Below are 13,558 nucleotides of genomic sequence, written 5' to 3'. Positions count from 1 at the left end.
TGGGAAGGAAAGGGGGCGGTTCGGGAAGTTGTCGCTTTCGCCAGTCCTGCGGTCAGGGAAGGAGGGGATGCGACAGCCCGGCCGCCGTCAGCCCGAGCCCGCCCAGCGCGGCGAGGGCCAGCACGAGGGGCAGGGGCATATGGCGGCGAAGCAGCAGCCAGCCCGCGATCAGCGCCAGCGCGGCCAGGCCGGGGCGGAAGCTGGCCATGTCGGGGGTGATCATGTCGAAGGGGCCAAAGGCGGCGCGGCCGATGCGGGCGAAGAAGACATGGGCGGCGAACCAGAGGGCGAGATTGGCGATCACCCCCACCACGGCGGCCATGATGGCGGCCAGCGCGCCGGCAAGGCGCGGATCGGCGGTGATCCGGGCGATCCACGGGGCGCCTGCGAAGATCATCAGGAAGGACGGCACGAAGGTCACCCAGAGCGTGACCGCCGCCCCTGCGATGCCCAGCCTCCAGCCGCCTTCGCGATGGGCGGCCATATAGCCCACGAATTCGGTGACGAGGATCAGCGGGCCGGGCGTGGTTTCCGCCAGCCCCAGCCCGTCCATCATCTGCGTCAGGGTAAGCCAGCCCTTCTCTTCCACCACGGCCTGCGCCATCCAGGCCAGAACCGCATAGGCCCCGCCGAAGGTGAGGATGGCGAGCTTGGCGAAGAAGGCGCCGATTTCCGTCAGGATGCCGCCTTCGACGACCCAGAGCAGGGCGAGGGGGGCCAGCCAGATCGCGGACCAGAGGGCGACCGTGCCGAAACTGCGGGCCAGCGAGGGCCCCGCCTCGGGCATCGGGCCGGGCGTGCCGCGGGCCGAGGCATAGCCCCAGAGCCCTGCGGCAAGGATCACCAGCGGGAAGGGCGCGGCAAAGAGGAAGAGGGCAAGGAAGGCGAGGATGGCCAGCACCAGCGCCGCGCGGCCCTTCAGCGCCCGCTTGCCCACGCGCAGCAGCGCCTCGATCACGATGACGGCCACGGCGGCCTGCACCCCGGCGAAAAGCCCCTGCACCAGCGGCACGTTCCCGTAGGCGGCATAGATCATGGCCAGCGCCAGCACCACGGCTGCCCCCGGCAGCACGAAGAGCAGCCCCGCGATCAGCCCGCCCAGCGTGCCTTTCAGCCGCCAGCCCGACCAGGTGGCAAGCTGCATCGCCTCGGGCCCCGGCAGGAGCATGCAGAAGGAGAGGGCCGAGAGATAATCCTTCTCGGTCAGCCATTTCCGGTCTTCCACGAGAACCCGGTGCATCAGCGCGATCTGCGCGGCCGGGCCGCCGAAGGACAGAAGGCCGATCTTGCCGAAGCTGCGGATGAGGTCGCTATAGGAAGTCATGGGGGCGACATAGCCCGCCCTGCATGACGGGACAATGACGATGCGCCGGGGGAGGGACGGGCCTGTAGAGAAAACCCCGCCGGGCTGAACCGGCGGGGGGTGGGGTTGTGGTCCCTGCAAGCAGCGCCGGGGTGGGTAGCCCCGACACGACTCACCTTAGCGCGGCAGGGGTTAAGGAAGGGTTAGCGCGGGCGATCCGCGCGCCGCGGTCAGAGCCCTTCGAAGGCGCAGAGGGCATGGACCTCCATCCCCAGCGATTCCAGTTTCCGGCGCCCGCCCAGATCGGGCAGGTCCACCACGAAGGCGCAGCCGATCACCTGCGCGCCCAGCCGTTCGATCAGCCGGATGCCCGCCTCGGCGGTGCCGCCGGTGGCGAGCAGGTCATCGACCAAGAGCACCTTCTCGCCGGGCTGGATGGCGTCGTCATGCACCTCGACCGTCGCCTCGCCATATTCGAGCGTGTAGCTTTCGGCGATGGTCGCCCCCGGCAGCTTGCCCTTCTTGCGGATCGGGATGAAGCCGGTGGAAAGTTGATGCGCCACGGCACCGCCGAGGATGAAGCCCCGCGCCTCCAGCCCCGCGACCTTGTCGATCCGCATCCCGGCATAGGGGGCGAGCAACTGGTCCACGCACATCCGGAACCCGCGCGGATCGGCGAAGAGGGTGGTCACATCGCGGAAGAGGATGCCTTCATGCGGGAAGTCCACGATGGTGCGGATGTAGTCCTTGACGCTCTTGGCCATGACGCCCCCTTTGCTTTTCCCCTTGGTTTAGCGGGAGGTTGCGGGGGCGTCGAGGGGCGACGGGGGGCATCCTGGGGCATCTGCGTCGCGGGGGGGGCAGCGTCGGACCTGCGGTCCGTCTGCCCCCCGGCTGTCGGCGCCCCAAGGCCCGGCGGCAGGGCGGGGGGAGAGGGGGGCTGTGAGTATTTGGGCCAAGATGAAGCCCATGCGGCGGTCTGTTCCCGGGATGGATCAGTCCAGCCGGGCCGCCTGGACATGCATCCAGTCATAGTTGCGGCTGCGACCGAGCGAGACCCAGCCTTCGGCTTCCCAGATGTCCCAGAAGGGGCGGTATTCGGGCCGCGCCAGCCGCGCCCGGTCTGCCCCCCAGTGCAGGCGGTTCTGGGTGTCGTCGAAATCATAGGCGATGCCCCAGGCATGCATCGACCATCTGGTCGTGCTGCCGCGCATCAGGCGGGGATCGTAATCGCCCGAAAAGATGTCGAGCCGCAATTCGCGCAGGCGGCTTTCGCCATAATGCAGGTGGATGCGCGACAGGATGCGGGCGACGGAGTCGGCGGTCTTTTCATGGGCCCAGAGAAAGCTGCGCGTCTGGGCAAGGTTCCAGGCGATGCGGAAGGTCCAGGGCGAGGGGACCTTGACGAGCGGGGGGCGGTGTCCTTCGGGCGTGCCATGCGGGCCGTAGAAAGCCGTCACGCCGCTTTCGCCGGGCCAGCCATTCGGGTTGGCGCGGCCGGGGGCGATGTCGCGCCAGTCGGGCTTCTGCCCGGTGGCGGCAAGATGCAGGAGGGCATTCGCAGCGTAATCGGTCTGTGGCCCCCACCAGCCGTCGATCGGGCCGGGGTCGAGGCCGGCGTCGCGCGCCAGAAGCTGAAGACAGGCGACCGCCTGCCGCTTCGCCGTCCAGCTTGTCCAGTCGCCGGGCAGCGGGGCGCCGAAGCCGGGCAGCGCCTTCCGGATGGCGGCATCCGTGGCAGGGCCGCGCAGGCCGTCGATGGACCCGGCATAGTGACCGAGGGCGGCAAGGCGGGATTGCAGCAGGCGGATATGGGAGGTGAGCATGACAAGGCTCCACTGGTGAAAGGGGGCAGAACACGCCCCCGGGAGGAGAGTAGCACGCGGCAGGATGCTTTACGCGGGGTAAATGCCGCGTGCGCCTCAGGCCCCCAGCACCCGGCCCGCCACGGCATCGAGCCGTGCCAGAAGATCGGGGTCGCGCTTGTCGGGCGCGGTCATCAAGGCCATGTCGAGGGCGCGGTCGCAGCCATGCGGGCAGGGCGCGCGGTCGGGGCCGAGCCGCGCGGGCAGACCCGCCACCAGCGCCCGCGCATGGCCCGCGTTGGCCGTCAGCGTGGCGATCACGGCGGCCACATCCACCGCGTCATGGCCCGGATGCCAGCAGTCGTAATCCGTCACCATGGCGACGGAGGCATAGCAAAGCTCGGCCTCGCGGGCGAGTTTTGCCTCGGGCATCCCGGTCATGCCGATCACATCCGCGCCCCAGGACCGGTAGAGCCGCGATTCGGCGAGGGTGGAGAATTGCGGACCCTCCATCGCGACATAGGTTGCCCCCTCATGCACCGTGACGCCGGCGCCCCGCGCGGCCTCTGCGCAGGCGGCGGACAGGCGCGGGCAGGTGGGATGGGCAAAGCCCACATGCGCCACGCAGCCCGCCCCGAAGAAGGATTTCGGGCGGGCGAAGGTGCGGTCGATATACTGATCGACGATGACGAAATCGCCGGGGCGGAAATCCTCGCGCAGGCTGCCCACGGCAGAGACGGCCACGACATCGGTGCAGCCCAGCCGTTTCAGCGCGTCGATATTGGCGCGGAAGGGGATGTCGGAAGGGGCATGGACATGGCCGCGCCCGTGCCGGGGCAGGAAGGCCATGGGGATGCCGTCCAGACGGCCCAGCAGCACCTCGTCCGAGGGTTTGCCCCAGGGGGTTTTCACCTTCACCCAGCTTGCACCTTCCAGCCCGTCGATCTGATAGACCCCGGAGCCGCCGATCACGCCGATCATCGTTTTCATCTGTCGTCCCGCCTTCTGTGACCGGGGGCAGATTAGGCGGCGGGGCAGGGCGCGGGAAGGGGGCATCGGGACGGGGGTATCGGGACGGGGCTGTCGGGACGGGCGTGGCGCGGGATGGGCACCGGTGCAGGGGGGCTGTCTGCCCCCCTCGTCGCTTCGCTCCTCACCCCCCGAGGATATTTTTCGACAGAAAGTGGATAGGGGGGATGGCGGCTCTGGCGCGACGGCGGGCTGAGGCGGGTCAGCCTTCGCCGGGACGCCGCAACTCGAACACCTCCGTCACCACGCTGTAATCGCGATAGCCCATGCGGGCCAGCGGCCGGAACCGCGTCACGTCGAACCGCCCCTCCGTCAGGCAATCGTCGCGCAGATGGATGCCCACCACCTCGCCGATCACGAGGAAATTGTCCCGCCCGCGCAGGGTGAGGATATCGACCAGCGCGCATTCCAGCGTGGCCGGGGCCTCTGCGACCCGGGGGCAGGGGATTTCGCGGCATTCGGCCTTGTCCACCCCGGCATGGGCGAATTCGTCGATCTCGGGCGGCAGGGCGGCGGAGGTTTCGGACATCGGATGCAGCATCTCTGCCGCGACGATGTTGACGGAAAAGACCCCGGTCGCGCGGATATTGGTCACGCTGTCCTTCAGGCCGGTCGAGGCGAAGGTCACCTGCGGCGGGCTGTAGGCGGCGGCGTTGAAGAAGGAATAGGGGGCGAGGTTGTCGCCCTGCGGCCCGCGCGTCGCGATCCAGCCGATGGGCCGGGGCGTGACGATGGCGTTGAAGGGATTATGCGGCAGGCCATGGCCATCGGCGGGGCGGTAGAACATCGGGGCGCGGCTTCCTTCCGGGATGGCGGCTGGTCGATTTGAACCTGTCGTATTCGCATGTTACGGGCGGTTCCAGAGGATTCGGAGGCCGCCCGCTTGTACCGTCTGGACGAGGAAACCGAAGAGGATTGGTGGGAGGTGGAGGCGCTTTACGACCTCTGCTTCGCGCCGGGGCGCACGGCGCTGTCCTCCTACCGGTTGCGGGACGGGGTGCCGACGGTGGCGGCGCTCTGCCTGACGCTGCGGGATGGTGACGGCACGCTGGCCGCGGCGATCCGCTATTGGCCGGTGCGGGTGGGCGGGCGCGATACGCTGCTTCTGGGGCCTGTCGCGGTGCACCCGACGCGGCAGGGCGAGGGGCTGGGGGGCCTTCTGATCAACGAAAGCCTGGCCGAGGCGCGGCGTCTGGGCTGGGAGCGGGTGATGCTGGTGGGGGATGCCCCCTATTATTCGCGCTTCGGTTTCCGCAAGCTGATGGCGGTGGAGATGCCGCCCCCCACCAACCCCGACCGCGTGCTGGGGCTGGCCCTGAAGGCCGGGGCCTGGGATGGCGTGGCGGGCGCGGTGACCAAGGCGACCTGAGCCGCCCCTTGCGGGCGGGCCGCGATGTGCCCACATTCGGGACATGGAAACCCTGCCCGCCATCGCCGCCCCCGACCGCAGCGCCGAGATCAAGGCGCTGGCCCGCCGCTATCGCCGGGCGAATGGTCCTGTCATGACGCTGGTGAACCGCATCGGCGGCGGGCTGGAGGAGAAGATGGCCGCCATCCCCGACGGCGTGAAGGCGCAGATCGGTGCGGTGACGGAACGCGCGCTGCTGGCGGCGCATGGGCTGGCGGCGAAGGGTGATCTGGCGCCCGATCTCGGGCGGCAGGGGCCGCTGGCGGCGGCCATGGTGACGGGGGCCATCGGCGGGGCGGGGGGGATTGCCACCTCGGTTGCCGAACTGCCCGTCACGATCACGGTGATCCTGCACGCGATCCGCCGCGCCGCGCGCGAGGCGGGCTATGACCCCGACGATCCCGCGATCCGGGCGGAATGTCTGCGCGTCTTTTCGGCGGGCAGCCCCTTGGCGATGGATGACGGGGTGAATACCTCGTTCCTGTCGGCCCGGCTGACGGTGACGGGTCCGGCGCTGGCGCAGGTGATCGGCGCGGTCGCGCCGCGCCTTGCCACGGCGATGGGGCAGAAGCTCGCCACGCAGGCCGTGCCCGTCCTTGGCGCGGTGGCGGGGGCGGCGCTGAACGCGGCCTTCCTGCGCTATTACCGCGAAATGGCGGAGATCCGCTTCGCCCTGCTGCGCCTTGCCGAACAGCACGGGGCAGAGCCGATCCTCACCGCCTTTGCCGAGGCCGTCACCCCGCCGAAGATCGCCAAGGCGTAAGCGTCAGAGATCGACCCCCGGCGCCTCGGCCTCTGGCGGGGCCACGGGCGGCGCATCGGGCTTGCGGCGGATGATGATGTCGCCGTTTTCCAGCATTTCCGGCATCTGGTAATTGGTCATGCTGTCGATCATGCCCATCAATTCGTCGATCGCGGGCTGCATTTCGCCCAGCGCCTGACCCATGCCTTCCAGCGCAGGTTCCATCTCCTGGCGGAAGCCTTCGAAGAACAGGGAAAGCCCCCGTTCCATCAGGCTTGGCCCCTCCTCGGGTTCGGCAGGGGCGGCCTCCTGCGCGGCAAGGGGCAGGGGGGCCAGCAGGGCCAGCGACAGAAGGGCGGGGGCGAGAAGCGTGCTGCGGGTCATCATGGCCCCAAGATGGGGGTTCAGGGGGCAGGCACAAGAGGGGCGGCGAAATCCAGCGTGACGGGGAAATGGTCGGAGGCGGCCAGAAGGGCGGCGCTCAACACCGGATCGGCGGCAAGCGCCGCGTCATCCTGCGGGTGCCAGATGCGCCAGCGCGGGCCGGCGGCGCGGAGATCGGGCGAGACCATGATGAAATCGAGCAGCGCATCGAACCACCGCCCCTGCGGCGCGATGAAGAAGCGCGCGGAAGAGGGGGCCACCCCCACCCGCTGGGTGATCGCCATCACGGCATGGGGATCGTAAAGCCGCGCCTCGGGCGGGGCGTCGCTGCCCAGGACCACCTCCACCCCCGACCGGCCGAAAAGGCGTTCATATTCGTCCAGACCGGGGCCGTCATTCAGATCGCCCAGCACGATCAGCGCATCGCCCGCCGCCAGATGCCCCGCCACCCGCTGCCGCAGCCAGAGGCATTGCGCCAGTTGCTTTCTGCGGTTGTCGATGGCAAGGCGCGTCGCCTCGGCCCCGTCGCGGGCGCCGTGATTGGCCTTTGACTTGGCATGCACCCCGATCAGCCGCAGCGCCATCCCGTCGCAGGTCACGGCCAGTTCAAGCGGCGGCTTGGAAAAGCGGATCACCTCGCTGATGCCGTCGGCATCAAGGTCATAGCGGAAGGCAGTGTCGAAGCGCGGCGCGTCATGCCCGCCCTGCCGCGGCGCGGGGTCGCCCTGCGGATCGTGGCGGACCGTCAGGCGGTCAGGATCGTAGAGGAAGGCGATTTCCTGCTCGGTCTCCGAAGGATAGCCGATGATCGCCTTGCGTGCCCGGAGCCCCGCCTGCGCCGCGAAATGGTCCAGCGCGCGGGTGGTGGAGCGTCTGCTGCCGGTATCGGGTGCCTCGATCACCAATATCCCATCCGCATCCAGCGCCCGGAACACCGCCGTCAGGGCGTCGACCTGCGCGGCCCGCGTCACGCCATAGCGCGCGGAAGGCGCTCCATCCGCCAGAAGATGCCCCCGGTCATCGAACAGCGCGTTGAACCATTCGACATTATAGGTGGCCAGCCGCAGCCAGGGCCGGGCCGCGCCCACCGCCATGGTCAGGCGGCCCGCCGGGCGGAAATCTCTTCCCAGGCGGCGTTCAGCGCGATCAGGCGGCGTTCGGCCAGCTTGATTGCCTCTTCCGGCACGCCGCGTGCCAGCATCCGGTCGGGATGGCTTTCCTTCACCGCGCGCTTCCAGGCCTCGCGCGCCTCTTCCAGCGAGCTGCCGGGGGGGATGCCCAGCACCTCATAGGGGTCGCGCGGCGCGCCTTCCACGAAACTGGCGCGCAGGGCGCGGAAACAGGCATCCGACAGGCCGAAGATATCGGCCACGTCGCGCAGAAACTCATCCTCGCGCGGGTGATAGGACCCGTCGGCCAGCGCGATCAGGAACAGCCCTTCCATCAGGTCTTCCAGCACGTCCCGGTGTTCGGGGCCGAACATGCGGGCGATCTTGCGGGCATAGGCATCGAAGCCCGCCACATCCTGCCGGGCGAGGTTATAGACGCGGGCGGCATTGGCTGCCTCCGCCTCGTCCAGCGTGAAGACGCGGCGGAAGGCGGTGACCTCGTCCTTCGTCACCTGCCCGTCGGCCTTGGCGATCTTGGCCCCCAGCGCGATGACCGCGATGGTGAAGCCGACCGAAAGTTCGGGCTGGTGATCGACATGGCCCTGCAACTTGTCGAAGACAACCGACAACGGCTCGCCTTGCGCGAGGGCTGACAGCGCTTCGGCGATGCGGGTCCAGATCGACATTCGGATATGATAGTGCGGTTCGCGACAGAAGTCAGGCGAGGAACTTCTGCATCAGGACCAAATCCATCGTCCGCCCGAATTTGAACCCCACCCGTTGCAGGATCGCCACCTCGGCAAAGCCCATGCGGGCATGAAAGGCCCGTCCGGCGCTGTTTTCGGCAGAAACGCCGCCGATCAGCGCGGTCATTCCTGCCGCGCGGGCATGGTCTTCCAGCGCGCGCATCAGCGCCCGGCCCAGCCCCCGGCCCTGGGCGACAGGGTCCAGGAGAATCGTGTGTTCCATCGTGCGGCCATAGCCGGTGCCGGCGCGGAACTGCGCATAGCTGGCAAAGCCCGCAATCCGCCCCGCCTCTTCGGCCAAAAGGAAGGCATGACCCGCGGCCTGCCTGTCGGCGATCAGGCCGGCAATATCGGCCTCGGTCTTCTCGGCGCTGTTGAAGGTGATGGACGTGTCGCGGATCACCGGGTTCCAGATCGCGGCGATGCCTGCCGCATCCCTGGCGGTTGCGTCGCGGATCATGTCAGCACCCGCTCCCCCTGCGGCGTGGCGATGGTGGCGCGCAGGGACGCAGGCCCCTGCCGCAGAAGGATACGCGGATCGTCCAGCCGCGACAGGGCCGACCGCAAGGCGGCGGCGTCGGGATGGGTGATCTCCAGCCGCGCGAGCCTTGCGCCGTGATCGGGCAGGCGCGGCGCGGGATGGGCGGCCCCCTCCCACTGGATCAGCGCGGGGAAATGGTTGTCAAAGGGCAGGATGCCGGTCTCCGGCACCGCCATCCGCCAGCGGAAATCGCCCCGTTGCAGCGCAACCGGGGTCCCGCTGCCCGGCGGCGCATGGGCCAGTTCGGCGTCAAGATCGTCGCAGGCGCAGATCCAGTTGGTCAGGCGCGGCGGGCCGTCGAAGCGGTCCAGATCGAACCAGCGTGGCCAGGCCGGGCGGGGCTGGCCGGGATCGGCGGCGATCACTTCGAGATAGAGATCGGGGCCGAGCGAGAGCAGCCGGTTATGCGTCGCCATATGCGGATGTTGCCCGCCGGGGGCAAGCGGCAGGCCCAGTGCCGCCTCCACCGCCGCCACGCCCTCGTCCAGCGCGCGGCAGGAGATCGCCAGATGATCCAGCCGCAGCATGGATCAGGCCGAGATGACGCGGGTCGTGGCCTTCATCGACAGGGCGAGCGCGGTGAACCGCGCCTGCGCCACCTCGCCGAACAGCGCATGGCCCCGCTCTGTCAGCGCCAGTTCCAGCACCTTCTTCTTGGGCTGCCAGCGCAGGGAACCCGCCTCGGCCGGATCGGCGATGGAGAACATGGCCCCAAAGCGCATCGCCTTGCCCAGCACCTCGGCCTCCTGGATCTGCTGGTCGGTCAGCAGGCGGAACAGCGGTTCCAGCCGCGACCCGGAGCGGGAATTCTTGTAGCGGTGCAGCAGCGACAGGCCAAGGAAGACGCGCCCCGGATGGTCAAGCCCGCCAAGGTTCGCACGGGTGGCATTGTCGAAACAGACCTCGGCCCGGTAATCGGGATGGGCGCGCCAGGTCGTGTCATGCAGCAGGCAGGCGGCCTTGATGAGCCGGAGCCGTTCCTTGTCGGCCTCCTTGAACAGAGGCAGCAGGAAATCATAGAGCTTCTTGCCAAAGCCGGGGATGCGGGCCGAGGTGAGTTCGGCCATCCGCGCCGCCTCGATCAGCGGGTCGCGGGCACGCAGGCGGGGGGGCATCTGTTCGTACAAGAGCCCTTCGCGGATGCCATAGGCCGACACGTCGATCTCGGACGGTTTCAGGATGCGGATCAGCTCGCGCAGCACCTCGCAGGCCAGCGGCACAAGTTCCATCCGCTCGGACGAGGTGCCGGTCTTGGCGCGCAGGATGGCGCTGTCGCTGGCGGCGATCCAGTCCAGCGTGTCGATCAGGCTGTCGGGCGTCATCCGGTATTCGTGCAGCACGGTCAGCGGATAGTTCCGCCGTTCCATGTCCAGCCGCGCGATGACGCGCCATGACCCGCCCACCAGATAGATGCGTTCGCCGGTGGACCGGATCTGCGCCTGCGCGGTGGTGATCACCCGGTCGATCAGCTTGCGCCGCTTGGAGGCATCGCCCTTCACCTGTTGCAGCCGGAACGGGCCGAGGGGGGTAGAGATGCGCCGCCCCACCTTGCCATCGCCGATCCGCGCCAGTTCCATCGAATTGCCGCCGATGTCGCAGACCACGCCCTTCGCCTCGGGCCAGCCCAGAAGCACGCCCTGTGCCGAGAGCCGCGCCTCTTCATCGCCGTCGATGACCCAGAGCTTCAGCCCCGTCTCGCGCAGCACCTCGGCCTGAAACTCCGGCCCATCCTCGGCCTCGCGCGTGGCGGCGGTGGCGACCACGGTCAGGGGGCCGATCCCCATGCCTTCGGCCAGATAGGCAAAGCGCTTCAGCGCGGCCAGCGCCCGGACCCGGCCCTGCGGATTCAGGCGGCCCGTTTCGTGCAGCCCCTTGCCAAGGCCGCACATGATCTTTTCGTTGAAGAAATAGGCCGGGCTGCGCGCCGCCCCGTCAAAGACCACCATCCGGACGGAATTCGACCCCACATCCACCACGCCGACGCGCGACAGCGCCCGCACCGACGGGTCATCGAACAGGGGGCGGCCGAAGGGCCCCCAATCCTCGTCACTGCCTGTCTCGGGGGCTGTGGCGGTATCGGTCATGGGCGCGGTCCTTCGTCTTCCGGGCCGCAAGGTGGCGCGGAACGGGGGGCGTGGTCAAGGATTCGGGATCGTGAATACGGGGCGGCTGCCCCCGCGTCACATCCCCCCCGGATCGTCGCGCAACTGTGCCAGCCGCTGCACATCCTTGGCCCCCGCCGTCCCCCGGCCCGAAAGCGAGGGGTTCTCCATGAAGAAGCGGTGGCAATTGAACAGCACGCCATCGGCGGGGGCGAGTTCGCGGTGATAGCTGCCATCGGGCCGCAGGACCCAGCTTTGCGCCTCGTCCGCCAGATTGGCCGCCATGATCTGCCCTTCGATCTGGGCCTTCACGGTGGGGTTCATCACCTCGACCAGCGTTTCCACCCGGCGGTTCAGGTTGCGCCCCATCCAGTCGGCCGAAGACAGGAAGACCCGCGCCTTCTGCGACGGCAGGCCATGGCCCGACCCGAAACAGACGATGCGCGAATGTTCCAGAAACCGCCCGACGATGGATTTCACGCGGATATTCTCCGACAGGTCCTTCACCCCCGGACGCACCCCGCAGATGCCGCGCACGACAAGGCTGATCTTCACCCCGGCCTGCGACGCCGCATAAAGCGCGTCGATCACCTCGGGGTCGATCAGGCTGTTCATCTTGGCCCAGATTTCCGCAGGCCGCCCGGCCCGCGCATGATCCGCCTCTGCCGCGATCAGCGACAGCAGCCGCGGCTTCAGGCTGATCGGCGAAATGGCAAGGTTTTCAAGCCCCTCGGGCTGCACATAGCCCGACAGATAGTTGAAGACCTTGGTCGCGTCCCGCCCCAGCGCCGCATCGCAGGTGAAGAAGCTGAGGTCGGTATAGATGCGCGCCGTGATCGGGTGATAGTTCCCGGTCCCGTAATGGGTATAGGTCACAAGGTTCTCGCCCTCGCGCCGGACGACAGTGCTGATCTTGGCATGGGTCTTGTAATGGATGAAGCCATAGACGACATGCGCCCCCGCCCGTTCCAGACGGCGCGACTGGCGGATATTGGCGGCCTCGTCGAACCGCGCCTTGAGTTCCACCAGCGCGGTGACGGATTTCCCCGCCTCTGCCGCCTCGCAGAGCGCCGAAACGATCGGGCTGTCCCATGAGGTTCGGTAAAGCGTCTGCTTGATCGCCAGCACGTTGGGATCGCGCGCCGCCTGTTCGAGGAAGCGGATGACAAGGTCGAAGGACTCATAAGGGTGGTGCAGCAGGATGTCCTTCTGCCTGATCGCGGCGAAAAGGTCGCCATCATGATCCTGCACCCGTTCCGGGATGCGCGAGGTGAAGGTCGGCCACAGAAGATCGGCCCGCGAGGACAGCACCAGCTCCTTCAGGTCCGCGATGCCCAGAAGGCCGCGGATTTCCACCACCATATCCTCGGTGACGGCCAGTTCATCCATGATCAGCGCGCGCAATTCGGGCGGCGCGCCGGCCGACAGCTTCAGCCGGATCACCTCACCCCGCCGCCGCCGCTTCAGCGCCGTCTCGAATTCGCGGACAAGGTCTTCGGCCTCGTCCTCGACCTCCAGATCGCTGTCGCGCAGCACGCGGAAGATGCAATGGCCCCGGTCGGTATAGCCCGGAAACAGCATGTTCAGATGCAGGAGAAGCAATTCCTCCAGCGGCAGGAAGCGATGTTCGCCCGGCTTGCCGGGCAGGGCCACGAAGCGCGAAATCTGCTGCGGGATGGGCAGCAGGGCCTGAAGGCTGCGGTGATCGCTTTCCCGCTCCAGCTCCAGCGCCAGCGAAAAGCCGGTATTGGGGATGAAGGGGAAGGGATGCGCCGGGTCGATGGCCAGGGGCGACAGGACCGGGAACACCTTGTTCAGGAAATGCTCTTCCAGATGCTTCAGGTCGCGCGCCGTCAGCTTGGACCGCGTCAGGATGGAAATGCCCTGCGTTTCCATCTCTTTCTTCAGCTTGTTGAACACCGTCTGCTGCGTCTGCATCAGCTTGCGCGCATCGTCATGGATCAGGGCAAGCTGTTCCGCCGGGCTGCGGCCATCCTCGGAATGGGCGGCATTGCCGTTGCGGACCAGCGCCCGCAGGCCGGCCACCCGGACAGTATAGAATTCGTCCAGATTGGTGGCCGAGATCGACAGGAACCGCAGCCGTTCCAGCAGGGGAACGGCGGGGTTCGAGGCTTCGTCCAGCACCCGCCAGTTGAAGGCGAGCCAGGAAAGTTCGCGGTTGAAGAACCGCTGCGGCCCCATGCGCTCCGCTTCGGGAAGGGGGATGGGGGCGGGGAAGGGGGCCTTGAGGAAATCGGACTGGGTCATGACACGCGGGGGTAAGGGGGAAAAGCAACGCTGTGATGACAGATGATCACCGGCGCGCGGAACTGTCCAGCGCCGCGCGGGCGGGCGGGGGCCGCACCATTTCGTGATCTTTCCTGTCGCC

Annotated in this window: 14 protein-coding genes; 2 read left to right on the top strand and 12 right to left on the bottom strand. The window is 68.2% G+C overall.

Annotation, left to right across the window (positions count from 1 at the left end; translation table 11 throughout):
* Nucleotides 1-52 precede the first annotated feature (52 nt).
* The 5 genes from chrA to C0V75_RS15610 all read right to left on the bottom strand — a co-directional run bounded on the left by chrA (nt 53) and on the right by C0V75_RS15610 (nt 4,924).
* The gene (chrA, locus tag C0V75_RS15630; RefSeq protein ID WP_101921901.1) at nt 53-1,324 is read right to left on the bottom strand and encodes a chromate efflux transporter; all 1,272 of its coding nucleotides are present in this window, start codon (nt 1,322-1,324) and stop codon (nt 53-55) included.
* A 209-nt stretch (nt 1,325-1,533) separates the two neighbouring features.
* A complete protein-coding gene (locus C0V75_RS15625; protein ID WP_101921900.1) occupies nt 1,534-2,067 on the bottom strand; it encodes an adenine phosphoribosyltransferase in 534 nt (177 codons plus the stop codon).
* Between the two features lie 231 nt (nt 2,068-2,298).
* A complete protein-coding gene (locus C0V75_RS15620; RefSeq protein WP_101921899.1) occupies nt 2,299-3,129 on the bottom strand; it encodes a peptidoglycan-binding protein in 831 nt (276 codons plus the stop codon).
* Nucleotides 3,130-3,225: 96 nt separating this feature from the next.
* Complete coding sequence (locus C0V75_RS15615) at nt 3,226-4,098, bottom strand: S-methyl-5'-thioadenosine phosphorylase (RefSeq protein WP_101921898.1); 873 nt, start codon at nt 4,096-4,098, stop codon at nt 3,226-3,228.
* 241 nt (nt 4,099-4,339) lie between these two features.
* Entirely contained in the window at nt 4,340-4,924 is a 585-nt protein-coding gene (locus C0V75_RS15610; protein WP_101921897.1) for a flavin reductase family protein, read from the bottom strand.
* Between the two features lie 96 nt (nt 4,925-5,020).
* Between C0V75_RS15610 and C0V75_RS15605 the strand changes: the two genes are divergently transcribed.
* Nucleotides 5,021-5,506, top strand: a complete 486-nt coding sequence (locus tag C0V75_RS15605; protein WP_101921896.1) for a GNAT family N-acetyltransferase — start codon at nt 5,021-5,023, stop codon at nt 5,504-5,506.
* Nucleotides 5,507-5,549: 43 nt separating this feature from the next.
* Complete coding sequence (locus tag C0V75_RS15600; RefSeq protein WP_101921895.1) at nt 5,550-6,308, top strand: EcsC family protein; 759 nt, start codon at nt 5,550-5,552, stop codon at nt 6,306-6,308.
* Nucleotides 6,309-6,311: 3 nt separating this feature from the next.
* Here the strand turns inward: C0V75_RS15600 and C0V75_RS15595 are convergent, their stop codons facing one another.
* The 7 genes from C0V75_RS15595 to C0V75_RS15565 all read right to left on the bottom strand — a co-directional run bounded on the left by C0V75_RS15595 (nt 6,312) and on the right by C0V75_RS15565 (nt 13,437).
* Nucleotides 6,312-6,671: an AAA+ family ATPase gene (locus C0V75_RS15595; protein WP_173861090.1), complete on the bottom strand. Its 360-nt coding sequence runs from the start codon at nt 6,669-6,671 to the stop codon at nt 6,312-6,314.
* A 20-nt stretch (nt 6,672-6,691) separates the two neighbouring features.
* Entirely contained in the window at nt 6,692-7,765 is a 1,074-nt protein-coding gene (locus C0V75_RS15590) for an endonuclease/exonuclease/phosphatase family protein (protein WP_101921893.1), read from the bottom strand.
* 2 nt (nt 7,766-7,767) lie between these two features.
* Nucleotides 7,768-8,466: a molecular chaperone DjiA gene (locus C0V75_RS15585; RefSeq protein ID WP_101921892.1), complete on the bottom strand. Its 699-nt coding sequence runs from the start codon at nt 8,464-8,466 to the stop codon at nt 7,768-7,770.
* A 31-nt stretch (nt 8,467-8,497) separates the two neighbouring features.
* A complete protein-coding gene (locus C0V75_RS15580) occupies nt 8,498-8,986 on the bottom strand; it encodes a GNAT family N-acetyltransferase (RefSeq protein WP_101921891.1) in 489 nt (162 codons plus the stop codon).
* Nucleotides 8,983-9,594, bottom strand: a complete 612-nt coding sequence (locus C0V75_RS15575) for a VOC family protein (protein WP_101921890.1) — start codon at nt 9,592-9,594, stop codon at nt 8,983-8,985. The genes C0V75_RS15580 and C0V75_RS15575 overlap by 4 nt, the downstream gene beginning before the upstream one ends.
* Before the next feature lie 3 nt (nt 9,595-9,597).
* Nucleotides 9,598-11,151: a Ppx/GppA family phosphatase gene (locus tag C0V75_RS15570; RefSeq protein WP_101921889.1), complete on the bottom strand. Its 1,554-nt coding sequence runs from the start codon at nt 11,149-11,151 to the stop codon at nt 9,598-9,600.
* Nucleotides 11,152-11,247: 96 nt separating this feature from the next.
* Nucleotides 11,248-13,437, bottom strand: coding sequence for an RNA degradosome polyphosphate kinase (locus tag C0V75_RS15565; protein ID WP_101921888.1), 2,190 nt, complete (start codon nt 13,435-13,437; stop codon nt 11,248-11,250).
* Between the last annotated feature and the right edge of the window lie 121 nt (nt 13,438-13,558).

The organism is Tabrizicola sp. TH137 (assembly GCF_002855575.1).
In the GTDB taxonomy this organism is placed as follows: Bacteria; Pseudomonadota; Alphaproteobacteria; order Rhodobacterales; family Rhodobacteraceae; genus Paragemmobacter.
The sequence above is the reverse complement of the archived record's forward strand: the minus strand, read 5'-3'. Positions and strand labels throughout refer to the sequence as shown.

Bases quoted from the DNA above. Each gene is read 5' to 3' on its own strand.
- chrA (WP_101921901.1), bottom strand. From the start codon at position 1,324: ATGACTTCCTATAGCGACCTCATCCGCAGCTTCGGCAAGATCGGCCTT.
- C0V75_RS15625 (WP_101921900.1), bottom strand. From the start codon at position 2,067: ATGGCCAAGAGCGTCAAGGACTACATCCGCACCATCGTGGACTTCCCG.
- C0V75_RS15620 (WP_101921899.1), bottom strand. From the start codon at position 3,129: ATGCTCACCTCCCATATCCGCCTGCTGCAATCCCGCCTTGCCGCCCTC.
- C0V75_RS15615 (WP_101921898.1), bottom strand. From the start codon at position 4,098: ATGAAAACGATGATCGGCGTGATCGGCGGCTCCGGGGTCTATCAGATC.
- C0V75_RS15610 (WP_101921897.1), bottom strand. From the start codon at position 4,924: ATGTTCTACCGCCCCGCCGATGGCCATGGCCTGCCGCATAATCCCTTC.
- C0V75_RS15600 (WP_101921895.1), top strand. From the start codon at position 5,550: ATGGAAACCCTGCCCGCCATCGCCGCCCCCGACCGCAGCGCCGAGATC.
- C0V75_RS15595 (WP_173861090.1), bottom strand. From the start codon at position 6,671: ATGACCCGCAGCACGCTTCTCGCCCCCGCCCTTCTGTCGCTGGCCCTG.
- C0V75_RS15590 (WP_101921893.1), bottom strand. From the start codon at position 7,765: ATGGCGGTGGGCGCGGCCCGGCCCTGGCTGCGGCTGGCCACCTATAAT.
- C0V75_RS15585 (WP_101921892.1), bottom strand. From the start codon at position 8,466: ATGTCGATCTGGACCCGCATCGCCGAAGCGCTGTCAGCCCTCGCGCAA.
- C0V75_RS15580 (WP_101921891.1), bottom strand. From the start codon at position 8,986: ATGATCCGCGACGCAACCGCCAGGGATGCGGCAGGCATCGCCGCGATC.
- C0V75_RS15575 (WP_101921890.1), bottom strand. From the start codon at position 9,594: ATGCTGCGGCTGGATCATCTGGCGATCTCCTGCCGCGCGCTGGACGAG.
- C0V75_RS15570 (WP_101921889.1), bottom strand. From the start codon at position 11,151: ATGACCGATACCGCCACAGCCCCCGAGACAGGCAGTGACGAGGATTGG.
- C0V75_RS15565 (WP_101921888.1), bottom strand. From the start codon at position 13,437: ATGACCCAGTCCGATTTCCTCAAGGCCCCCTTCCCCGCCCCCATCCCC.